Source organism: Tabrizicola sp. (assembly GCF_022842145.1).
GTDB lineage: Bacteria > Pseudomonadota > Alphaproteobacteria > Rhodobacterales > Rhodobacteraceae > Tabrizicola.
The window spans coordinates 361595-382281 of sequence record NZ_JALHQD010000001.1 but is presented as its reverse complement, the minus strand read 5'-3'; the positions used below and the strand labels follow the sequence as shown (position 1 = coordinate 382281).

At 64.7% G+C, this 20687-nt stretch carries 22 protein-coding genes; 6 read left to right on the top strand and 16 right to left on the bottom strand.

Features of this window, described 5'->3' with window-relative positions; all coding sequences use genetic code 11:
- Positions 1–53 precede the first annotated feature (53 nt).
- On the bottom strand, positions 54–2540 hold the full coding sequence (locus Q0C42_RS01925; protein ID WP_295071172.1) for a heavy metal translocating P-type ATPase: 2487 nt from the start codon (positions 2538–2540) through the stop codon (positions 54–56).
- A 188-nt stretch (positions 2541–2728) separates the two neighbouring features.
- On the opposite strand from Q0C42_RS01925, the gene Q0C42_RS01920 reads away from it, so the two are divergent.
- Both Q0C42_RS01920 and Q0C42_RS01915 read left to right on the top strand, forming a co-directional pair.
- Positions 2729–2929, top strand: coding sequence for a heavy-metal-associated domain-containing protein (locus tag Q0C42_RS01920; protein WP_295071169.1), 201 nt, complete (start codon positions 2729–2731; stop codon positions 2927–2929).
- Positions 2930–2938: 9 nt separating this feature from the next.
- Complete coding sequence (locus Q0C42_RS01915; protein ID WP_295071166.1) at positions 2939–3100, top strand: hypothetical protein; 162 nt, start codon at positions 2939–2941, stop codon at positions 3098–3100.
- A 78-nt stretch (positions 3101–3178) separates the two neighbouring features.
- Here Q0C42_RS01915 and Q0C42_RS01910 read toward each other — a convergent pair whose 3' ends face one another.
- The 12 genes from Q0C42_RS01910 to Q0C42_RS01855 all read right to left on the bottom strand — a co-directional run bounded on the left by Q0C42_RS01910 (position 3179) and on the right by Q0C42_RS01855 (position 12473).
- The gene (locus tag Q0C42_RS01910; protein ID WP_295071163.1) at positions 3179–4039 is read right to left on the bottom strand and encodes an EamA family transporter; all 861 of its coding nucleotides are present in this window, start codon (positions 4037–4039) and stop codon (positions 3179–3181) included.
- Between the two features lie 10 nt (positions 4040–4049).
- Positions 4050–4205: a hypothetical protein gene (locus Q0C42_RS01905; RefSeq protein ID WP_295071161.1), complete on the bottom strand. Its 156-nt coding sequence runs from the start codon at positions 4203–4205 to the stop codon at positions 4050–4052.
- A gap of 25 nt (positions 4206–4230) precedes the next feature.
- Entirely contained in the window at positions 4231–4899 is a 669-nt protein-coding gene (gene wrbA, locus Q0C42_RS01900) for an NAD(P)H:quinone oxidoreductase (RefSeq protein WP_367115710.1), read from the bottom strand.
- A 40-nt stretch (positions 4900–4939) separates the two neighbouring features.
- Entirely contained in the window at positions 4940–5833 is an 894-nt protein-coding gene (locus Q0C42_RS01895) for a LysR family transcriptional regulator (RefSeq protein ID WP_295071158.1), read from the bottom strand.
- Positions 5834–5897: 64 nt separating this feature from the next.
- The gene (locus tag Q0C42_RS01890; RefSeq protein WP_295071155.1) at positions 5898–6347 is read right to left on the bottom strand and encodes a hypothetical protein; all 450 of its coding nucleotides are present in this window, start codon (positions 6345–6347) and stop codon (positions 5898–5900) included.
- Between the two features lie 11 nt (positions 6348–6358).
- Positions 6359–7831: a multicopper oxidase family protein gene (locus Q0C42_RS01885; RefSeq protein WP_295071152.1), complete on the bottom strand. Its 1473-nt coding sequence runs from the start codon at positions 7829–7831 to the stop codon at positions 6359–6361.
- 56 nt (positions 7832–7887) lie between these two features.
- Positions 7888–8220, bottom strand: coding sequence for a hypothetical protein (locus tag Q0C42_RS01880; protein ID WP_295071150.1), 333 nt, complete (start codon positions 8218–8220; stop codon positions 7888–7890).
- A 112-nt stretch (positions 8221–8332) separates the two neighbouring features.
- Positions 8333–8524, bottom strand: a complete 192-nt coding sequence (locus Q0C42_RS01875; RefSeq protein ID WP_295071147.1) for a heavy-metal-associated domain-containing protein — start codon at positions 8522–8524, stop codon at positions 8333–8335.
- 541 nt (positions 8525–9065) lie between these two features.
- Positions 9066–9830, bottom strand: a complete 765-nt coding sequence (locus Q0C42_RS01870; RefSeq protein ID WP_295071145.1) for a GntR family transcriptional regulator — start codon at positions 9828–9830, stop codon at positions 9066–9068.
- On the bottom strand, positions 9770–10630 hold the full coding sequence (locus Q0C42_RS01865; protein WP_295071142.1) for an ABC transporter permease: 861 nt from the start codon (positions 10628–10630) through the stop codon (positions 9770–9772). The genes Q0C42_RS01870 and Q0C42_RS01865 overlap by 61 nt, the downstream gene beginning before the upstream one ends.
- Positions 10627–11442: an ABC transporter ATP-binding protein gene (locus tag Q0C42_RS01860; RefSeq protein WP_295071141.1), complete on the bottom strand. Its 816-nt coding sequence runs from the start codon at positions 11440–11442 to the stop codon at positions 10627–10629. Before Q0C42_RS01860 ends, Q0C42_RS01865 begins: the two co-directional genes overlap by 4 nt.
- Positions 11442–12473, bottom strand: coding sequence for an ABC transporter substrate-binding protein (locus Q0C42_RS01855; protein ID WP_367115709.1), 1032 nt, complete (start codon positions 12471–12473; stop codon positions 11442–11444). Before Q0C42_RS01855 ends, Q0C42_RS01860 begins: the two co-directional genes overlap by 1 nt.
- Before the next feature lie 218 nt (positions 12474–12691).
- On the opposite strand from Q0C42_RS01855, the gene Q0C42_RS01850 reads away from it, so the two are divergent.
- From Q0C42_RS01850 to Q0C42_RS01835, 4 genes are read left to right on the top strand one after another with little or no spacing between them, the layout of a single operon-like run.
- Complete coding sequence (locus tag Q0C42_RS01850; protein WP_295072801.1) at positions 12692–13390, top strand: fumarylacetoacetate hydrolase family protein; 699 nt, start codon at positions 12692–12694, stop codon at positions 13388–13390.
- A complete protein-coding gene (locus Q0C42_RS01845) occupies positions 13387–14001 on the top strand; it encodes an RraA family protein (RefSeq protein ID WP_295071136.1) in 615 nt (204 codons plus the stop codon). The genes Q0C42_RS01850 and Q0C42_RS01845 overlap by 4 nt, the downstream gene beginning before the upstream one ends.
- A complete protein-coding gene (locus Q0C42_RS01840) occupies positions 13998–14864 on the top strand; it encodes an NAD(P)-dependent oxidoreductase (protein WP_295071133.1) in 867 nt (288 codons plus the stop codon). The genes Q0C42_RS01845 and Q0C42_RS01840 overlap by 4 nt, the downstream gene beginning before the upstream one ends.
- On the top strand, positions 14861–15694 hold the full coding sequence (locus Q0C42_RS01835; protein ID WP_295071131.1) for a sulfite exporter TauE/SafE family protein: 834 nt from the start codon (positions 14861–14863) through the stop codon (positions 15692–15694). Before Q0C42_RS01840 ends, Q0C42_RS01835 begins: the two co-directional genes overlap by 4 nt.
- 220 nt (positions 15695–15914) lie before the next feature.
- Here the strand turns inward: Q0C42_RS01835 and Q0C42_RS01830 are convergent, their stop codons facing one another.
- From Q0C42_RS01830 to Q0C42_RS01820, 3 genes are all read right to left on the bottom strand, one after another.
- Complete coding sequence (locus tag Q0C42_RS01830) at positions 15915–18275, bottom strand: PAS domain S-box protein (protein ID WP_295071128.1); 2361 nt, start codon at positions 18273–18275, stop codon at positions 15915–15917.
- A 524-nt stretch (positions 18276–18799) separates the two neighbouring features.
- Positions 18800–19915: a Gfo/Idh/MocA family oxidoreductase gene (locus Q0C42_RS01825; protein ID WP_295071125.1), complete on the bottom strand. Its 1116-nt coding sequence runs from the start codon at positions 19913–19915 to the stop codon at positions 18800–18802.
- 10 nt (positions 19916–19925) lie between these two features.
- On the bottom strand, positions 19926–20627 hold the full coding sequence (locus Q0C42_RS01820; RefSeq protein ID WP_295071123.1) for a GntR family transcriptional regulator: 702 nt from the start codon (positions 20625–20627) through the stop codon (positions 19926–19928).
- Between the last annotated feature and the right edge of the window lie 60 nt (positions 20628–20687).

The window sequence follows — 20687 nt, the reverse complement described above, 5'->3', positions numbered from 1 at the left end:
AATCTCCTTGGCTGTGGTGCGCGTCCCCGGTTTGGATCGGGGACGCGGGTGTGTCAGGCGGTTGTGCGGACGCCTTCGGCCATCGGCGCACGGAAACGGCGGAGCCGCAGCGCGTTGCCAAGGACGAAGACCGAGGACAGCGCCATCGCTCCGGCCGCGAAGACCGGGGAGAGAAGGACACCGGAGACCGGCCAAAGCGCACCAGCAGCCACCGGGATCAGGGCTGCGTTGTAGGCGAAGGCCCAGAACAGGTTCTGCCGGATGTTCCGCATCGTCGCCCGCGACAGGGCGATGGCATTCGGCACACCCTTCAGGCTACCCGACATCAGCACGACGTCTGCCGCCTCGATGGCCACGTCGGTGCCGGTGCCGATGGCAAGACCCACGTCGGCCTCGGCCAGCGCCGGAGCGTCGTTGATGCCGTCGCCGACGAAAGCCACCGGCCCCAACGCCTTCAGCCGCTTGATCGCAGCGACTTTGCCGTCGGGCAGCACCTCGGCCACGACCTCGTCGATGTTCAGCCGCCGGGCAATCGCCTCGGCCGTGCGCCGGTTGTCGCCGGTGATCATCGCGACCTTGAGCCCAAGCGCATGCAGTGCCCGGATCGCCTCGGGCGTCGTCTCCTTGATCGGGTCCGCAACCGCGATGATGGCCGCCAGACGCCCGCCAATCGCGGCGTAAAGCGGTGACTTGCCTTCATCGGCCAGGCGTTCGGCGGTTGCGGCAAACGTGCTGACGTCGTGGCCGAGCCTGGTCATGAAACGGTCGGCCCCAATCTCGACGCGCTGGCCGCCAACCTGGGCAGTTACACCAAACCCGGTGACGCTTTCGAAGGCGGCAAGCGGGGGCAGGTCCAGGCCTTCCGCCAACGCCGCCTCCACGATGGCGCGGGCGATCGGATGCTCGGACTTCGCCTCCACCGCGGCGACGCGGGCAAGGACATCGGCGCGGTCGAAGCCGGGGGCAAGGTCAAGGTCGGTCAGCGTCGGCCTGCCCTCGGTGAGCGTGCCGGTCTTGTCCAGCGCCACGACCTTGGCGTCCTGCAGGCCCTGCAGCGCGTCGCCCTTGCGGAAGAGAACGCCCAGTTCCGCCCCGCGCCCGGTGCCGACCATGATCGAGGTCGGGGTGGCAAGGCCCATCGCGCAGGGGCAGGCGATGATCAGGACGGCAACCGCGTTCACGAGGCCGAAAGTCAGCGCCGGGTCGGGGCCGAAGAAGAACCAGACGCCGAAGGTCAGGGCGGCGAGGGCCATGACGGCCGGGACGAACCACATCGTGATCTTGTCCACCAGACCCTGGATCGGCAGTTTGGACCCCTGAGCCTCTTCCACCATGCGGATGATCTGGGCCAGCATCGTGTCACCGCCCACCGCGGTCGCGCGGAAAGCGAAGGCGCCGGTCTGGTTGACGGTGCCACCGGTCACGGTGCGGCCGGCGGACTTGGAAACCGGAAGGGGTTCGCCGGTGATCATCGACTCGTCGATCCAGCTTTCGCCCTCGACGACCTCGCCATCGACGGGGACCCGTTCGCCGGGGCGCACCTCGACGATGTCGCCGGGGGCGACGACCGACGCATCGATCTCCACCACCTCGGTGCCGCGGCGGACGCGGGCGGTCTTGGCCTGCAGCCCGACGAGTCGCTTGATCGCCTCGGACGTCCGGCCCTTGGCGCGCGCCTCAAGCACGCGGCCCAGCAGGATCAGCGCGACGATGACCGCCGCCGCCTCGTAATAGACGTTCACCGTTCCGGCGGGCAAAAGCGCGGGGGCGAAGGTGGCGACCAGCGAATAGAGGTAAGCTGCCAGCGTGCCGACGGCGACGAGGCTGTTCATGTCCGGCGCAGCGCGCAAAAGCGCGGGGATGCCCTTGCGGTAGAAGCGGAGGCCGGGGAAGGCGAGGACAAGCGTGGTCAACGCGAACTGGATCAGCCAGCTTGTCGTCATGCCGATGGTCGAGGCGATCAGGTGGTGCATGCCGGGAATGACATGGCTGCCCATTTCCAGGACAAAGACCGGCAAGGTCAGGCCCGTGGCGATAATCAGATCGCGCGACAGGACGCGGAGCTCTTGTGCCTTGGCGGCCTCGGCTTCGGCATTTGCGGCGCGGCTGCGTTCGACGGGGCGGGCGGCGTAACCGACATCCTGAACCGCCCGGATCAGGGTGGCTGCATCGGCGCTGCCTTTCACGGTGGCACGTTCGGTCGCGAGGTTGACCGAGGCGTCCGAGACACCCGGAACGGCGCGCAACGCACGCTCGACCCGCCCGACGCAAGAGGCGCAGGTCATGCCGTCGATGGACAGCTCTACCGTCGCGGCGGTCACCGCATAGCCCACGTTCTCGACGGCGCGGATCAGGTCCGACCGCGTGACCGGCGAGGACAAGCGCAGCTCGGCGCGTTCGGTGGCGAGATTGACGCTGGCTTCGGCAACGCCTGCGATACCCTTCAGCGCCCGCTCGACGCGCCCGACGCAGGAGGCGCAGGTCATCCCCTCGATGGGAAGAAAGATGGTCTCGGGATTGAAACTGGTTCGCGCATTCATGGCTGATTCCCTTCGGATAAGGCGTGATGCACAAGGACATGGGGTCTCCCATCTTGGGAGGGTCAAGAGGTTCCGGGGATTTTCGAAGGGCATCTGGACGGGGAAGAAAAAGCCGCTGCCATCCTCTTGACCCTCCAACACTGGGAGCGCCCATCTGTCCTTTCGCCAAACAAACTCAGGAGGCGAACATGCAATTCCACATCCAGAACATGACCTGCTTCGGCTGCGCCCGCAGCGTGACTGCGGCGATCCAGTCGGTCGACCGGGACGCGGTGGTGAAGGCCGATCCGGACAGCCGCAAGGTCGAGGTCGAGACCTCGGCCACGCGCGCAAAGATCGAGGCTGTCCTTGCCGAAGCGGGTTACCCCGCCGCGGTCCAAGCCGCGTAGAGGCCGACGATGTCGCGTCTGTCCTTCGGCTTTCTCGCCACCGCGGTGGTGATCGCGCTGTCCCTGGCTTCGGTCCAGGTGCAGCTGGTTCAGGCCGGCTCGGTCCCCTCCGCGCCGACCGAAACCAAACCCGTGGTCGCAGCGGGCGGTGATGCCCACGCGGGCCACTAAGACATGGCAAGGTGGGCCGCTCCTGTCGGGGTGGCCCACCTACATCTACAATTTGCAGCCCGAGGGCAGGCTTGGAGTTCAGCTTCCTGCCACGGGCCGAGACGCCCGCTGGCCGACCCAGATCGAGGCCAGAACCGCGACTGCGCCCAGCACCTGAACGGGGCCGAGGGCTTGCCCGAGAAACTGCCAGCCAAGGGCTACGGCAACGACAGGACTCAGCATTCCCAGCAGGGAAACGGTCTGCGGTTCCAGCCGCGCGATGCCGCGCAACCAGAGCCCGTAGGTCAGCGCGGCCCCGATCAGCCCGAGCCACAGAAAGCCCGCGATATGGGGAAGCGTGAGGTCAGGAAGCGGCGGTTCGAACAGAAGGGCGAGGACCGTCAGCACCAGTCCGCCCGCGGTCAACTGCCAGGCGGTGAAGGCCAGGATCGGAACGTCGGGTTGCCATTTCCGGCTGAGGACGGTGCCTGCGGACATGGAGACCGTGGCCGCCGCCGCCGCCGCAACGCCAAGGGGATCATAGGCGGTATCGGGGCCGACCAGCATCAGCGCCACGCCCGCCGCCCCGGCAAGCGCCGCCGCCACGGCCATCGGCCGCAGGGATTGGCCCAGCAGACCCCACGCGAAGGCCATGACGATCAGCGGTTGCAGCGCGCCGATGGTGGCAGCCGCGCCACCGGGCAGCCGGTAGGCCGCCACGAAGAGAAGTCCCCAGAAGATGGTGAAGTTGAGCGTTCCCAGCACGAAGACGCGGCCGATCCAGTCCTTCGCCGGAAACTTGCGGATGACCAGCAGAAGGAGCAGCCCCGCGGGCAAGGCCCGAAGGGCAGCGACGGTCAGCGGATACCCTTCGGGCAGCCATTCCGTCGTCACCAGATAGGTGGTGCCCCAGACCGCCGGGGCCATGGCAGTCAGCGCCAGGTCTGCCGCGCGTCTCATCTTCTGCCCCCTAGATGATCGGGTTCAGGCAGATGCGAACGGCCCGCCCGGCGGGATAGTCCAGCCCGATGTCACGCGCGATATGCGGGCCTACCTTGAGGGCAAGTGCGTCTGCTGCGGCCACGGCCCGGCGGGTCCGCATGGCACGAAGATACCTGCGAAGCATGGTGGGTTCCTTTCTGGTTGGAAACTCAGGCGGCGGCGCGCAGGGCGGCACCGGCGGAAAGCTTTGCGGCGATCTCGGCGACATGCGCCCCAAGGAAGCGCGCGCCCTGAAGCTCGACCTCGTTGGGAACGAGCGAGCCGTCGCCGCCGGCGATGGTGCCTGCGCCATAGGGTGCGCCGCCGATGATGCGCTCGGACGTGGTCTGGCCGGCAAAGCTGTAGGGCAGCCCGGCGATCAGCATCCCGAAGTGCTGGAGCGGGATCTGCGTCGACAGAAGCGTCGCCTCGTGCCCGCCGTGCTGCGATCCGGTCGAGGCGAAGACCGCGCCGACCTTGCCGACCAGGGCGTTTCGGGCCCAGAGGCCGCCTGCTTGGTCGAGGAACTGCTTCATCTGCCCCGCCATCAGGCCGAACCGCGTCGGGGTGCCGAAGACGATGCCGTCGTACTCGGCAAGGTCCGACGGCAGTGCTTCGATGGTGTCGTCGTCGATGAAGCCCGAGGCTTTGCGCACGGCTTCCGGGACGGTTTCCGGCACGCGTTTCACGTCGACGATGGCGCCGGGGACAGTGGCTGCGCCATCGGCCACGGCCTGCGCCATCGCGCGGACATGGCCGTAGCTGGAATAGTAGAGAACTAGAATGCGGGGCATGATTTCCTCTGGGGCAGGTGTTTCGCTGTCCCAGAGATCGGTCATCGACGGCCGCGGAAAAATCCGCCCTGCGGCAAATCAGTCTTTACGCAGGATCAGGAATGGCAAGCGCCAGCGCCTGCAGGAAGGCGGCAATCCGGGCGTCCTGCCGCGAGCCGCCGGGAAGCACCGCCCAGACAAAGCGGACCGGAAGCTCGTGATCGGGCAGCACGCGGACCAGCTGGCCCGCTTTCTCGGCTGGGTGGGAGATGAAGTCAGGAAGGGTGCCGAGGCCCATCCCGGCGGCCAGAAGATCCAGCAAGGCAAAGCTGTTGCCGACCCTGACCTTCGGGTCGACCGCCACCGAGACTGCCCCTGTTGGTCCGGTCAGGTCCCAGGTCTCCAGATGCTCGGACAAGAGATAGCCGCAGGTCTGGTGGTGGCGAATGTCATCGGGCGCAGCGGGGGTTCCGTTGCGTGCCAGATAGTCGGGTGAGGCGAAGATGCCCACGCGCACCTCGCCCAGCTTGCGGGCACGAAGGGTTGAATCCTTGAGGCTGGACCGGATTCTGAGCGTCAGGTCGAAGCCGCCCTCGACCATGTCGAGCACCCTGTCATCCAGGGTCAGGCTGACGCGGAGATCGGGATACTGTCGGCAGAACCCCGGCAACATCGGCGCGACGACGACCTGTCCGAACGAGGATGGCGCGTTCACTTTCAGGTGGCCGGTGACCACCCCGGACGTCTGGCGGATCCGGTCTTCGAAGCTGCCGACGGCCTGCAGGATAGCCTGCGCTTCATCGTAGTAGCTGCGGCCGGCCTCGGTCAGGGTCATCCGCCGCGTGGAGCGGCTGAGAAGGGCGATGCCAAGGCTGGCCTCCAACCGGCTGATCTCGCGGCTGAGAAGCGCGGCAGAGACACCCAGATCCTCGGCGGCGCGGGTGAAGCTTCCACGCTCGACGATCCGGCAGTAGGCCTGCATGGCGGAAAGCTTGTCCATATCCCCGACCTGGCTTGGATGGACCGGATCATGGCGCGTCTTGGGGCCGCCTTGCAACTGTCGGCTACCCGGGTGGGCGCGCCCACCAGAACGCCGCCGCGGGCACGAATATCCACTGCAGGACGGGCGTCAGACCGGTGCCAAGCCAAGGCAGGCGAGGCATCAGGTCGCGGTATGCCCAGGCGGCGCGCACTTCGACGTTCAGCCATTCCGAGAAGACGGTGTAACTGACGGCGAAGAGGATCATTGTGAGCGCGACGGCACCGTAGGCGCGGGCAGGCCAGCCCGTCCGACCGAACAGGGCCAAAGCAAGCCCAAGCGAGGTGGCCGCGATCAGCACGTCCCCTGCCGTGCAGTGCACCACCGCATAGGCGATTTCGGCGCCGCTTCCGCTGAGCCAGATGGTGTAAAGTGGGACATGCGCGATCTCCCACAGCAGGTTTCCCACCGCCACGACCAGAAGGAAGCGCCAGAATGTGCGCCATTTCAGGGCAGGGGCGGTGGGTATGGTCATTCAGGTGCCTTTCAGGCTGCGACCACGAACTCGGTCATCATGCCGGTCGACAGGTGCGGCATGTGGTGGCAGTGCAGCATCCAGCGGGCGGCTTCCCCCGCGTCGAGCGCAACCGTCACCATGCTCATGGGCGGTATGTGCACGGTGTCCCGCATCGCTCCGCGGAGGGGGGAGCCGTTCAGGGCGACGACCTGGAAGTGGTGCCCGTGCAGGTGCATCGGATGCGCCATCATGGACATGTTGTGGAAGGTCAGCCCCACGCGTTCGCCGGACCGCGCCTCGATTGCCCGATGGGTTCCCCAGCTTTGCCCGTCGATGGTCCAGAGGTAGGGCATCATCGATCCGCCCAGCATCAGGGCGTCGCTGCGATCAAAGGGACGATCCGCAAGTGGTATCAGCGCCTGAAAGCCCGATTCCTGCTCCAGGTCGGCTGAAAACGCTGGATGCGCTTCGTCCGATACGCCTGAAATCTTCCCCACGGCCGCGCCAGAGGTCGCAAGGATGATCCCGGTCCTTTCCAACGCACCCTCGCGCAACGCGAGGATCGGGAAAGCACCACCTTCCGCGGGAACTTCCAGTTCGATGTCGAGCCGCTGGCCCATCGCAAGGCCGAACCGCGCGCCGGGCACCGGCTGGATCGGGTTGCCGTCGGTCGCGACTGCCCGGCCCAGGAGGCTGTCGGTGTCGATCCAGAACACCGTCGCCGCCGAGCCGTTGATGACGCGCAGAAGGATCCGGCCGCCCTTCTCCACCCGCACCACCTCGGGGTCGTCCAGCGTGCGGTCGTTGGCAAGATAGGCGTCGAAATCGAAGTCGTTGAGGTCCATTCCCCCCATTGCGCCCATCGCGCCGTGGTCCATGCCGGACATCCCGCCCATCATGCCCCCCATACCGCCGCCCTGGCCCTGCGCCCCGTGGCCTGCGCCGTGGTCCATTCCGGCCATCGCGCCGCCGGTGATTTCGGCCAGAACCTCCTCTGCCGGGCGGAAGCTGAGGTCGTGCAAGAGGATCGTCACCTCTTGCCGGTCGGCTGCCAGATCCTCGGTCCGGCGGACGATCAGCGGTGCGGCGAGAAGCTCCATTTCCTGCACCGGAATATGCGAGTGCATCCAGTGCGTGCCGGGATAGGCCGCGAAATCGAAGCTGCGCATTTCGCCCGGCTGCAATGCTGGCTGCGGCGCGCCGGGAACGCCATCCTGGGCGTTCGGGGGCACCTGGCCGTGCCAGTGGATGCTGGTCTCGGTGGCAAGGTCGTTGACGAGATCGACGCGGAAAGGCTGGGCAGGGTCGAGGACCAGCCCGCTGAGCCCCTGCGGGTCGAGAAGACCTTTCACGGTTACGGCCCGCCCCGCGATGTCGAGCGTCCTCGTCGTGGCGCGAAGGGTGAGGGCGGGCGGTGAGGCAAAAGCCCGGGCTGGCAGGAAAAGCGGGGCGGCTGCGGCCGCTGTGGCAGCAAGAAAGCCGCGACGGGAAAGATGGGTCATGGGATCGCTCCGAATTGGGCGCATCTGGCGCCGATGATCTGAAAGGGGGTAGCGGTTCAGATCAGGGGTCGGGGCGGGCGTTCAAAGGGGTTGGGCCCGATGGATCGGATTGGACTGCCGTCCGGCACCGGCACCCGGACTTCGGGTCGCAGGACCTGCACGGTGGATGTACCCGACAGCAACACGGCAATCGTTCCGCAAACCATCTTGCACACGCCGGCCATTGCAGCGTGATCCCCGTCCGTCGCCGTCGGATTGGCGTGAAGCGGGCCGTGCTGGACCTGCGCGGCATGCATCGAGCCCTGGCACCTTCCGAAATCCTCGGCACCGGCCCTGACGGCGAAACTCACCGTCAGGAGGAGCATAAGGATGCCGAGGAGCCGCGCCATTGTCCGAACCGTCCTTGCTGTCTGTCCAACACTCTATCGGTCGTGCCTGGTTGGGAATGACCTGGATCAATGGGTGCCGCTGCGGGTCGGCAGCCTTTGCCGACCCGATCTGTCAGGCCGGCGCAAAGCCTGCCTCTGCCAGTGCCTCCCGCAGCTGCGCTTCGGGCGCCACGGATTTGACCGCCACGGTGCGACCCTGCAGATCAGGTTCGACCTGGGCCGAGGCATCGACCTGGAGGATTGCAGCCGCCACACCACGCGCGCAGCCGCCGCAGTTCATGTTGGGGATTTGAAGCATGATCATGGTGAACTCCTTTGGCCGGGCGGATTGGCCCGGCAAGGGAGAGATGGGGCTTCCCACCATGGGAAGGTCAAGACCGGCCGCCGAGATTTTTTTGCCGACCCGACATTGCGAAGTTCCGTTGACAGGCGTCGACCAGTTAGACGCAGCGGAGAGGCAAGTTGTGGGGCATACCCTTCGTCAGGGCGATCAGCACAGAAAACCAGGCCCGATCTCTGAGAGCGTCGGGGAAACCAAGATTTGCGGGAAAACTACCACCTCTGGAACTTTCCTGGTCTTCAAGCGCTCTATCTTCAGTGGCTTGGAAGGATTATTTGGAGCGGCTGGCAGTTTGATGTCGTGTCGAGCATCGTGGCTCTCACAAACTTGTCCACCTGGGAACTTGCATGTGCATGGGCGCGGCTCGCGTCTCGGATTGACCGAAGCCCTGGAACTGGTTGCAGGGAACGCCGTCCCCGACGAAGCGCGTCAACTCAGGTTGTGAGGCGCGATCGGTCCGAGCATGGAAGGCCACGATGGTTCACATGTGTGACCCCGAAGCGGATCACTTCTCACCGTGTTCGATAACCGCGCGCAAGCCTTCGAGCGTCGTATTGTAGTGATCCGCAAGAAGCCGACACGCGCGATCGGCGTCCCGGTCGATGACTGCGTTCAAAAGTGCCTGATGTTCGGCCGCGGCACCCTCGCGACGCAGGAGACTGGGATGCACGTTCATTGATAGGCTGCGATAGCGGACCGCCTGGTCCATCATGGTCGAGCAGAAGCCGAGAAGCCAGCTGGACCCGCAGCGGTCTAGCAGCAGCATGTGAAATTCCTTGTGACGCTGTTCCCATTCTTCTGAAATCTCGCGGCCTGCCTCGGCGGGCATGCGGCGGTTGGTGCGCGCCAGACGGTGATAGGCGAGCACCAGCTGCTCTTCCCAGGCTTCGGTCGCGTTCTGGATCGCTTCGCGCAGGGCGAGTGTTTCCAGCCAGATCCGGGTCTTGACCAATTCTTCGAGCGAAGTCATCGAAATTTCAGCGACGAAGAAGCCGCGCTGGCTTTTGCGTTCGACCAGCCCTTCCGAGGACAGGCGGTTCAGCGCTTCGCGCACGGGCGCGATGCCGATCCCGTAGCGGTCGGAAATCGCCTCGATCTGCAGCTTTTCGCCGGGAAACAGCTCGCCATTCAAAATGTCGCGCCGGATACGCTCGTGCGCCTGTTCCGACAGGTTGCGCGTATCGTTCAATGCCTTGTCAGGGGCATTCATTAGCCAACTCCACCCGGCCGGTCGGCCTTGTTCCAGAACACCAGCCGTCTTTGCACCCAAGCGACAAGGAAGAAAAGCGCTAGACCCAGCAGACTAAGATAAAGGATCAATGAGAAAACCCGAGGCGTGTCAAGCATGCTGGCAGATTCGCGGATGAGGGCGCCGAACCCCTTGCCGCCACCGAGGAACTCGCCCGTGATGGCGCCGGCCATGACGCCGACGGAGGCGATCTTCAAGCCCGTGAAGATATAGGGCAGGCCAGTGGGCAGTTTCAGGCGGATCAGGGTCTGCCAGCGGCTGGCCCCCATCGCCTTGAAGAGCATCCGCTCGTTCTCGGACGCTGCATAGAAGCCGGCGGCGGTCGAGACGATGATCGGGAAAGTGGCGATGAAGGCAGCAAGCGCGACCTTCGAGGCGATGTCGAAGCCCAGCCAAGCGATGAAGAGGGGCGCAAAGGCCACCTTGGGCATGGTGTCGATCGCGACGAGATAAGGCATCACGGCCCGTTCGCCGAACTTCGTCTCGCCGACCAGGACGCCCAGCGAGAAGCCGACGCTGGCGGCTATCAGGAATGCCCAGAAGACAGTGCGGGTCGTGGTCCAGAGCGCGTCCAGCATGTAGCCGCCGGTGACAAGGTTCTTGCCGACGAAGATCAGGTCATCCAGCGTCTCGCCGGGGCTCGGCAGGATGATGGGCGAGACCCAGTTCATCCGGGCGGTCGCAAGGTCCCAGATGCCGATGACGATGACGGCCAGCGCCAGCATCGCCAGCCAGCGCGGGATGCGGTCGATCAGAGCGACATGTTCGACCCATACGGTGTCCTTGTTCGGATCGCCCATCAATTCTGGTTTGGCGGTCATTGGAAGGCCTCCTTGCCCAGAAGGTCGCGGATATGGGCGACGATCTGGCCGAAGCGGGGGGTGTTGATCATTTCCAGCGTGCGGGGGCGGGGCAGGTCGATCACGATTTCCTCGACGATACGACCGGGGCGCGGCTTCATCACCAGGATGCGGTCCGAAAGGATCACAGCCTCGGCCAAGGAGTGCGTAACGAGGAAGGCGGTGGACTGCTGTTCGGCGCAGATGCGCTGCAGCTCCATGTTCATGAAGTCGCGGGTCAACTCGTCCAGCGCCGAAAAGGGTTCGTCCAGCAGGAGAACGGCGGGGTTGGCGATCAACATCCGGCAGATCGAGGCGCGCTGTGCCATCCCGCCGGACAGCTCACCCGGATAGACATTGGCAAAGTCGCCAAGGCCAACGAGTTTCAAAAGTTCAAGTGCGCGGGGATGTGCGGCTTTCGCGGCAGCACGTCCCTCGCGGATCTCGATCGGCAGGACGATGTTTTCCACTGTGGTCTTCCACGGCAGAAGTGTCGCCTGCTGGAACATCATCCCGATATCGGCCCGTGGGCCGGTAACGGGCTTGCCTTCCAGCACGACACGTCCTGTGGTGGGCGGCATGAGCCCCGCCATGATCTTGAGAAGTGTCGATTTCCCGCAGCCGGAGGAGCCCACGACCGACACGAATTCGCCCTTGTGGAGGGTCAGGTTCACATCGGTCAGCGCAGTCAGCATATTCCGGGCGTAGGTCTTCGACAGCCTCGCGATCTCGTAGACCGGTCGCGTTGGCGCGGCCGGACTGGCGGTCAGGGGACGGGGCTCAGCCATGGTCATCAGGCTTTCCAGCCTGCCACGAACTCGTTCGTGTAGACAGCCGCCAGGTCGGGCAGCGGAGCCTCCAGCGCGCCTGAGGCGACGGCGCTGTCGTGGATCGCCTGCCAGTGTTCCGGCGGCTGGTAGCCGTAGCCCTGGCCGATGAAGGCGTCGGTCGGGGTCATCCGGTTGACGACGCCATCATAGAGCGACGGCGCATAATCCTGCTCGCCTTCCTGTGGGTTGCCGGCCGCGCAATGCGCAAGTGCCTTTTCCTTGTTCGCGGGGTCCGAGGCGAAACGCGTGCCCCTGACCAACGCCCGACCGAACTTCGGGGCAAGGTCAGGCGTTGCCGCCATCTGGCTTTCCAACATCGCGATGCCGTTGCCAAAGAAGCCGAGGTAGGCTTCCGGCGTGATCTCGCGCAGGGTCAGACCGCGCGAAGCCAGGATCGCGGCATCCGAGACGGCGCCGGCATAGGAACCGACCTCGTCGCGCAGGAAGGCGACCGCTGCCGTGCCGCCGTCACCGACCGGCAGGAAGGTGTAATCGGTGCCTTCTGTCATTCCGAGGTCGGTCATGATCGCCTTGCTGAACGACACTTCCGCCCCGTCCGCCGTGCCGACGCCGATGATTGTGCCCTTGAGGTCGGCGGGTGTCTGGTAGGGGCTTTCATCCTTGACCAGAATGCCGAAGACCGACTTGGGATACAGGTTGTAAAGGAACTTCACGTCGACCCCGCGCGACCGCGCGCCCAAGGTCGGCCCCGGTCCCGGCGCGCCGATCTGCGCCTGACCTGCCGACATTGCTTGCAGGACCGCCGACGATCCGTCGATCGCCTCCAGCCGCAGGTCAAGGCCCTCTTCCGCGAAGTAGCCCTCGCCAACCGCCACCCAATAGGGAAGCCAGGTCAGCGCCGAGGGGTTGGGCACGGCAAAGGTCACCGCCGTCTGCGCCCGGACAATGGCCGGGGCCCCAAGGACAAGGCTTGCCGCCCCGCCCGCCGTCAGAAGTCCGAAGCTCCGACGACTCAGTCTGGTCATGTTCTTCATCTGGTTTCCTCCCGATAACCGCAGGCCGCCCGCCCGTTTCCCGTCGCGTGGCCGGTCCCTCTCAGCAGGCTATATGATTCGTCACAGAATGCAAAAAAATATATGAAACTTGTAAAATCAGCATTTCGTATCTTGATCTGCGGGCCGAAGCGGGAAATCCTGCCGCCACCGTGACTCGGCAATCCCGCGGCGCTTGCCCGGCTGAACAGGAGTTTTTCATCGTGGCCTTTGCACTGACCCCGCCCGCGCAGGCGCATCTCGACATCACCGGCACGGACGAGAAGTATCCGGTCCGGCGGATCTACTGCATCGGCAAGAACTATGTCGCCCACATCATCGAGATGAACGCTGACGAACGCGATCCGCCGGTGATCTTCATGAAGCCGACGGATGCCATCGTGAAGAACGGGGGAGAGATCCCCTATCCGGTCTTTACCACCAACTTCCACTACGAGTGCGAACTGGTGGTGGCGCTGAAATCCGGTGGTTACAACATCCCGGTGTCCGAGGCTTCCAGCCACATCTACGGCTATGCCATCGGCCTGGACATGACGCGTCGCGACCATCAGGCGGCAGCCCTGGCAAAGGGCCTGCCCTGGGAAGTGACCAAGGGTTTCGACCACTCCGCCCCCATTGGCCCGATCACACGTGCCAGCGACTGCGGTATCCTGACCTCGGGACATGTGCGCTTGAAGGTGAACGGCGCGGTCAAGCAGGACGCCGACATTTCGCTGATGATCTGGAAGGTGGACGAGATCATCTCGAAGCTGTCCGAGCAGCACCGGCTGATGCCCGGCGACATCATCATGACCGGCACGCCTGCGGGCGTGGGCGCGGTGGTCACGGGAGATGAGCTGGATTGCAGCATGGATGGCGTCCAGCCGATGCAGGTGCGCATCGGCCCCAAGGCCGCGTGAGCCCGCCGGACCTTCTGGCACTTGGCACGGCCACGGTCGGCGAGGCATGGCCGGCCGCTCGGCTGGTCTTGGCACCGATCCGGCCGCTGGCACTGGGAATGACCCTGGCGGGGACGGCGCTTCCCGTCCGGTGTCGACCCGGTGACAACCTCGCGCTGCATCTTGCGATAGCCGTGGCCCGGCCGGGCGACGTGCTGGTGGTCGACTATGGCGGCAGTCTGGACAGCGGCCCCTTCGGTGAGATCATGGCGCTAGCTTGCCAGATGCGTGGGATCGCCGGCCTGGTCATCGACGGCGCCGTGCGGGACAGCGCGCAGATTGCGGACCTGGGATTCCCGGTCTTTGCGCGCGGCGTGAACATCCGCGGCACGGTAAAGCAGGATGCCGGTCGGATCGGGATGCCGGTCATACTGGGCGGGGTCGAGATTGCGGCGGGCGACCTTGTCCTTGCCGACGCCGACGCCATCCTTGTCCTTTCGGCCGGGGACCTTGCCCCGGCGCTGGACGCAGCCCGAACTCGCGCCGAGCGCGAAGCCCGGATCATGGGGCGATTGCGTAAGGGCGAGACGACGCTTTCGATCCTTGGACTGTCAGGAAAGGCAACATCATGACCGTTGCAATCGGGATTGCGGGGACCGGCCGGATGGGCACCGCCTTCACCCGCCGACTGATCGAGACGGGCAACAAGGTCCAGGTCTGGAACCGCAACGCAGCGCGGACAGCCGCGGCCGTGTCGGCGGGGGCCGAGGCGGTGGATCTGGCGCACCTGGCAGAGTGCGACGTGATCCTCCTGTCGCTGACCGATGCCGCCGCATCGCAATCGGTCCTGCGCAGCCTGACCATTGCCGGTCTGCAGGGGCGGATGGTCATAGAGATGTCCACGCTTCTGCCCGACGAGGCCGAGGGTCTGGCGGCAATGGCGCAGGTGGCCGGGGCCGACTTCGTGCATTGTCCGGTGGGCGGCACGGTCGCGCCGGCACTGAAGGGCCAGCTTTTGGGTATGGCCGGCGGGACTGCGACGTCCTTTGACCGGGCAAAGCCTGTGCTGGGCCAGTTGTGCCGCCGCGTCGAGCATCTAGGGACGGTCGGGGCGGCGGCGCGGATGAAGCTGGCGGTGAACCTGCCGCTGGCGATCTACTGGCAAGTGCTAGGCGAAAGCCTTGCGCTTCTTCGCGGTGCAGGAGTGCCGGACGATCTGGCGATCAGCCTGATCGCCGACAGTTCCGCCGGTCCCACAGTGCTGAAGAACCGCGCACAGATCGTGGTCGACTCCCTGGCCGGGACCGACCAGCCCGGAACCTTCGATATCGCCGGGCTGGCCAAGGACCTGGGACTTGCCCTGCGACTCGGCGAGTCCGAGGGCGCAGAGATGCCCCTGTCCCGATCAGTCCAGTCCCGCTATGCGGCGGCGCTTTCCGCCGGACTTGGCGGCTTCGATGGCGCCAGCCTGACGCGGCGGGCGGCGGGGAAGTGACCGATATTCTGGACCCCGCGACACTTCTTCCCTTGATTGCCGCGCTCGCGGTGGCCGGGGCGCTGATCGGTTTTCTGGCCGGTCTTTTCGGCATCGGAGGCGGGGCGATCTCGGTCCCCGTATTCTACGAGGTCTTCCAGTCGCTTGGCCACGCGCCGGAAGTGGCGATGCCTATGGCTGTCGGCACTTCGCTGGCGGTGATCATTCCGACGTCCATCCAGTCCTCGCGCGGGCATTTCCTGCGCGGGACGGTGGACATGGACTTGTTGCGGGCTTGGGTGCTGCCAGTGCTGCTGGGCGTGGCCGTCGGCTCGGTCATCGCCCGCTATGCCGAGCCGCAGGTCTTCCAACTGGTCTTTGCCGCCGTGGCTGCCGTGAATGCGGCGAAACTTCTCTCGGGTGGATCGGGTTGGCGGCTGAGCGACAGCCTGCCCGCAAAACCAGTCCTGCGGACCTATGGCGTTGGTGTGGGTTTGGTCTCGGCGCTCATGGGCATCGGTGGCGGTGCAGTGTCGAACCTTATCCTCACCTTGCACAACGTGCCAATCCATCGGGCCGTCTCGACATCCGCCGGAGTGGGCGTGCTGATCGCCATCCCGGGCACATTGGGATACATGGCCGCAGGTTGGGGCCGTGCGGACCTTCCATCGGATGCGATAGGCTTTGTTTCACTGGCGACGTTTGCTCTGACTATCCCGACATCGCTCCTGACCACGCGTTTTGGCGTGGCGCTTGCGCACCGGCTGAGCCGCCGAAATCTGGAACTGATGTTTGGCCTTTTTCTGGCAGCGGTGTGCCTCCGCTTCCTGGTGGCGATTTTCGAGGTCTAGTTTCTCATGGCGCGCCACAGTCGGATGGTCCCGGAGCGTGACTCTTCTTCGGTCAAGTTCGGACGCAGTCTGCCTTAACGATCCGCCATGTTGGACCACAGCCCAGTGAAGATCAGTCACTCGTTCGCGGTTGGTCGGGGTAGAGCGTGATCACGAAGCTGCTGCGACGACCAGTCAGGAGATGATCCTCACCGCGAAAAGCCCTCGGGTCTGCTCCGGCTCACTTTCCGAAGAGAAAGCCAATAGCTGACGCCAAATCGGCTTCCATGTAAGGTTTCTGGATTACGCCCAGGTTTTCGCTGGCCTCAACCCTATGCCCGGAGGCAACAATTATCCTTAGCTTGGGTTGCTGCTCGCGCAGCTGATGCGCGAAGTCCAGTCCGTTGCCGTCCGGCAGACCTACGTCGACGAGAACTAGATCGATCGACTTGGATGCAACAACAACCCGAGCCTGTGCGAGGTTCATCGCCTGTTCGACCTCGTGGCCCAAGTCCATCAGCATGTCGACCGTCGACATCAGGATCAAGGCATCGTCCTCTACCACGAGGATCCGCAGCTTGACTGGCGTGTTCGGCACGGGAGATGCCGCTTCCCCAAGCATCGACCGGACCTTCCAGGCGAGGGCGTCGCTGGAATAGGGCTTGCTCAACAGTTCGACGTCACGGTCCAGTTTCCCGCCGTGGACGATCGCGTTCTGGGTGTAGCCGGATGTGAAGAGCACCTTGATCCCGGGAAGCCGTACCCTTGCCAGCCGCGCAAGTTCGGGACTGCGCAACTTTCCGGGCATGACGACGTCTGTGAAGAGCAGGTCAATGTGTATCCCGCTTTCCAGGACAGTCAGGGCCGCATCCGCACTCCGCGCCTTGACGACGCTGTAGCCAAGATCCGTCAGCATCGCGACAGCCGTGGCGGCAACCTCGTCATCATCGTCCACGACCAGGATGGTTTCGGTCCCGCCAACCGGGGGCTTGTCAGACCTGGTGGGGAGTGCGGCCTCCTGCTCGCCCGAGCGGGGCAGGTAGATGCGTATGGTCGTGCCTTCGCCTTGCTCGGTGTAAATCTTGATGTGCCCGCCCGATTGCTTGACGAAGCCATACACCATGCTCAGGCCCAGGCCTGTGCCTTGCCCCTCGGGCTTGGTGGTGAAGAAGGGCTCAAACGCCTTCTCCTGCACTTCGAGGGTCATGCCGGGACCGGTATCGGTGACAGCGATCACCACATACTGTCCTGGCAGGACATCCACATGTTCTCGGCAATAAGAGTCATCGAGATGTGCGTTGCCGGCCTCGATGGTGAGCTTGCCCTGGCCGTCCATCGCGTCGCGGGCATTGATCGCGAGGTTCAGCAAGGCGCTCTCAAGTTGCGTCGCGTCGATGGCGGTCGCCCACAAACCGCCCGCGATCACGCACTCAAGCTCCACGGCCTCACCAAGAGTGCTGCGAAGCATTTCGTTCATGCCACGGATCAACCTGCCGGCGTTCAGGACCAGGGGCTGGAGCGGCTGCCGCCTTGCGAAGGACAGAAGCTGCGAGGCGAGCCGCCCGCCGCGCACCACGCCGGCGCGTGCCGCCTCGACCCGGGCCGTCGCGCGCTCATCTCCACGGACCATCCGCGCGAGGAGGTCAAGGTTCCCGGAAACGACCTGCAGAAGGTTGTTGAAGTCATGCGCGATCCCGCCGGTCAGGTTGCCGATAGCTTCCATCTTCTGCGACTGGATGAGCTGCCGGGTCAGCGCCTCCCGCTCCGCCACGGCAAGGCTGACCTGTTCGGCCAGCTCTTCGTTGAAGGCCTTCGCCCTGGCCTCGGCCCGGAGCTCCTCGGCGATGTCGCGCGCCTCGATGACGGTGCCCACCGGGCGGCCGCTGGCATCAAGGATCGGACTTGCGGTGAAGCCCACATTGTAGAAATGCCCGTCCTTGTGGACGAAGACCTCACGGCCCTGCATCTGCATCCGCTCTGGCAAGGCACGGTCGATGGCGCAGTCCTCGATGGGAAACGCCGTGCCATCGGGGTGGGTGTGGTGCACGACGTCGTGCAACGGGCGTCCCACCGTCTCCGCCAGCGTGTATCCGGTCAGCTGTTCGGCTGCCCGGTTCATGAAAACGCAATGCTGCCGTTCATCCATCAGGAAGACGGCCATCGTGGTGTTTGCCAGAATCGCATTCAGGCGCTGGGAGGTTTCCCGCAGCTCGTTCTCGGCAACCATGCGGTCGGAAATGTCGAGCACCGAGGCATAGAACAGCGGCTCATCCCCGGCGATCAACTGCAGCCGGATGGCGCAGCCGTAGGTCGTCCCGTCCTTGCGCCGATGCAAGGTCTCGAAGTCAATGTGGCCCACGGCCCCAGTGACAACGGGCTCAACCAGAGCGCGAAACGTCTCCTCGGTGAACAGCGGCTTGATGTCGAGGGGGCTCATTTCGAGGAGCTCTTTGGCAGAGTACCCGAGGTTTTCCTGCGCCCCGCGGTTCATGAAGACAAAGCGGAAGTCATCATGCCGGAAGATGAAAATCTCGCCTGTCGAATCCTCGATGATCTTGACCAGACGGTCATGATGCATGCCGTAGTGGCCGATATCTTCCATTTTGCCACTCTCCAGACCTGATCACGGCTACGATAGTCGAAACTTCTGGTCGGAGCCACGGCTGCTTGGAGATGCCTCACGCTACGTCATCGATTTGACTGATGGGCAACCTTCCGAAGGGCGATCAGTTCCGTGGTTTCGATGATCTAATAGGGCTATTCGGTCGGTCGCATGACTTACTTACTGGAGTGCGTCAGAGCGTTTGGGCGACGCGTATGAGTGAGGTGTCAGGACCAAGTCCGGAAGCGAAGTCCTGGGAAATCCGGCTGACCACGATGGGGTGCGTCCTGCCCCAGCCGGTTGCGGAAGCCTGAACCTTCCACTCCCGGTTCAGTCAGGGGCCGTTAGCAGCCCTTGGCTGACATTGTGAGTTGCTCAACGCCAAATACGAACAGCAGTTGGGGCGTTGCCCTGCTTTGCGGCAGGGATCATGGAGCAGAGGAGTCCATCATCCGCAGCTTGCATCGGCTGTGCAGCCGATTTGGATCAGGACCATTCCAATTCCTGTCGGCTTTCCGTCATCGCTAGGCCGTGAGTCTGGGTGTGTAGGGTATATTGTCGAGACTTACCAATTGGCTAGACCTTGCACTTTCCTGGGCCGCCTGTCCCATTGCGACGGCCCACCAACCATCGTTCAGCGAAACCTCGGGTTCCTGCATCCCTATAGCTGCCCGTTGAAAGCCCTGATGCTGGAAGAAGGTAGATCCGTTGTGGTCACCGGCTGCCAACAAAGCGGGATCAACGGGGATATCCAGCTCCACGGGTCCGGCGGGGCTGCGCGGACTAACGATGACCTTGGGCACCGGGGGGGCGCCCAGATGGGCGGGCCAGAACCGTCCCGGGCCCGGCACGAGGCACTCGATCTTGCCCTTGGGTCCCACAGCCGAGATTTCCTCCTGATAGCGGCTACCTTCGGCGAACATGCACAGTTCCAGCATCGCCCGCATGCCGTTTTCGAAGTCGACGATCACATAGGCATGGTCCCAGATGTCGGATCGCTGTCCGGCGTAGACCTCGTCCACGTGGTTTACTGCCTGCCCACCGCTGGCCATGACGCTGACCGGGTTGCAACCTGCAACAAGGCGCATGAGGTCGAAGAAGTGGCAGCATTTTTCGACCAGAGTGCCACCGGTATTCCGGTTGAACCGGTTCCAGTCACCGACCTTTTGCAGGAAGGGAAAGCGGTGTTCGCGGATGGTCAGCATCTTCACCCCGCCCGTCGCGGCCCGCGCCTCGCGCAGAAGATGGGCGACGGGGGGCATGTAGCGGTACTCCATCGCTACCCAGATCGGCGCGGGGTAGGCGGCGCGCAGGGCGGCAAGGCGCGGGGCATCGGCGGGATTGGTGAAGAGCGGCTTTTCGCACAGGACCGGCAGCGGGCGGATGCGCGCGATCTCCTCCACCTGGCCAAGATGGAGGTGGTTGGGGCTGGCGATCAGCAGGCAGTTGACCTCCGGCACAGCCAGAACTTCGGCCACCGAACCCACCATCCGCGCGCCAGGCATCAAGGCGGCGGCGGCGGCGCGCATGCCGGCGTCGGGTTCAAAGATCGCGGCGACCGAGGCGTCTTCCAGAAGGGCAATGTTGCGCAGGTGTTCCTGCCCCATCATCCCGCAACCGATGATCCCGTAGTGCAGCATTTGGTTCGTCCTATTTCAGGCGCGCGACATAGCGCACGGTTGCGGGGTCATACCAGGTCAGCGAGGCCTCGACCGAACGGCCGTCCTGCGCCCAGCTGACGCGGGTGATCAGCGGCAGGGCCGTGCCCGGCGGGTGGGGAAATTCGGATGGGGCCCAAGAGGGCAGGGGGCCCTGGCCGATGCTGTCTTCGGCGCGCGAGATCCAGATCCCGAGGCGCTGGCGGTAGTAAAGGTAGAGCGACTCGGACAGGTCTCCGGGGGCGATCCGGTCCACCTCGGCCCCGTCGAGCCAGATCTCCTCGACCGCGGCGACCCGGCCGGACAGGAAGCGCAGGCGTCTGATGCGGTGGCCTTCGGTGCTGGTGCCGAACGCAGGCAGGGCGGGGTTCTTGGTGCAGCGGTCCACCGACAGCACGCGCGCGGTGGGCAAGCCGCCGCCTTCCACCCGCTCCAGCCGGAACAGCGCATAGACCGAAGCTGCGTCCGCCTTGGCCCGGATATAGTTGCCCGACCCCTGTACCCGGTCCAGAAGACCCTTTTCCGTCAATGACTTCAGCGCCTGCCGCAGCGTTCCGACCGCGATCCCAAGGTTTGCCGCCATGTCCCGTTCTGGCGCCAATCGCTCGCCATCGATCAAACGACCGGCCGCGATGTCGCGGATCAGAAGTTCGGCGATCTGCTGATACAGCGGCAGCGATCCAGGGTGAGCCATTCCGTCGCATCCATAATTGATACATGATTGATCTACATCAATGCCAGTGCTACGCAAGAG

Bases quoted from the DNA above. Each gene is read 5' to 3' on its own strand.
- Q0C42_RS01925 (WP_295071172.1), bottom strand. From the start codon at position 2,540: ATGAATGCGCGAACCAGTTTCAATCCCGAGACCATCTTTCTTCCCATC.
- Q0C42_RS01920 (WP_295071169.1), top strand. From the start codon at position 2,729: ATGCAATTCCACATCCAGAACATGACCTGCTTCGGCTGCGCCCGCAGC.
- Q0C42_RS01915 (WP_295071166.1), top strand. From the start codon at position 2,939: ATGTCGCGTCTGTCCTTCGGCTTTCTCGCCACCGCGGTGGTGATCGCG.
- Q0C42_RS01910 (WP_295071163.1), bottom strand. From the start codon at position 4,039: ATGAGACGCGCGGCAGACCTGGCGCTGACTGCCATGGCCCCGGCGGTC.
- Q0C42_RS01905 (WP_295071161.1), bottom strand. From the start codon at position 4,205: ATGCTTCGCAGGTATCTTCGTGCCATGCGGACCCGCCGGGCCGTGGCC.
- wrbA (WP_367115710.1), bottom strand. From the start codon at position 4,899: ATGACCGATCTCTGGGACAGCGAAACACCTGCCCCAGAGGAAATCATG.
- Q0C42_RS01895 (WP_295071158.1), bottom strand. From the start codon at position 5,833: ATGGACAAGCTTTCCGCCATGCAGGCCTACTGCCGGATCGTCGAGCGT.
- Q0C42_RS01890 (WP_295071155.1), bottom strand. From the start codon at position 6,347: ATGACCATACCCACCGCCCCTGCCCTGAAATGGCGCACATTCTGGCGC.
- Q0C42_RS01885 (WP_295071152.1), bottom strand. From the start codon at position 7,831: ATGACCCATCTTTCCCGTCGCGGCTTTCTTGCTGCCACAGCGGCCGCA.
- Q0C42_RS01880 (WP_295071150.1), bottom strand. From the start codon at position 8,220: ATGGCGCGGCTCCTCGGCATCCTTATGCTCCTCCTGACGGTGAGTTTC.
- Q0C42_RS01875 (WP_295071147.1), bottom strand. From the start codon at position 8,524: ATGATCATGCTTCAAATCCCCAACATGAACTGCGGCGGCTGCGCGCGT.
- Q0C42_RS01865 (WP_295071142.1), bottom strand. From the start codon at position 10,630: ATGACCGCCAAACCAGAATTGATGGGCGATCCGAACAAGGACACCGTA.
- Q0C42_RS01860 (WP_295071141.1), bottom strand. From the start codon at position 11,442: ATGACCATGGCTGAGCCCCGTCCCCTGACCGCCAGTCCGGCCGCGCCA.
- Q0C42_RS01855 (WP_367115709.1), bottom strand. From the start codon at position 12,473: ATGAAGAACATGACCAGACTGAGTCGTCGGAGCTTCGGACTTCTGACG.
- Q0C42_RS01840 (WP_295071133.1), top strand. From the start codon at position 13,998: ATGACCGTTGCAATCGGGATTGCGGGGACCGGCCGGATGGGCACCGCC.
- Q0C42_RS01830 (WP_295071128.1), bottom strand. From the start codon at position 18,275: ATGGAAGATATCGGCCACTACGGCATGCATCATGACCGTCTGGTCAAG.
- Q0C42_RS01825 (WP_295071125.1), bottom strand. From the start codon at position 19,915: ATGCTGCACTACGGGATCATCGGTTGCGGGATGATGGGGCAGGAACAC.
- Q0C42_RS01820 (WP_295071123.1), bottom strand. From the start codon at position 20,627: ATGGCTCACCCTGGATCGCTGCCGCTGTATCAGCAGATCGCCGAACTT.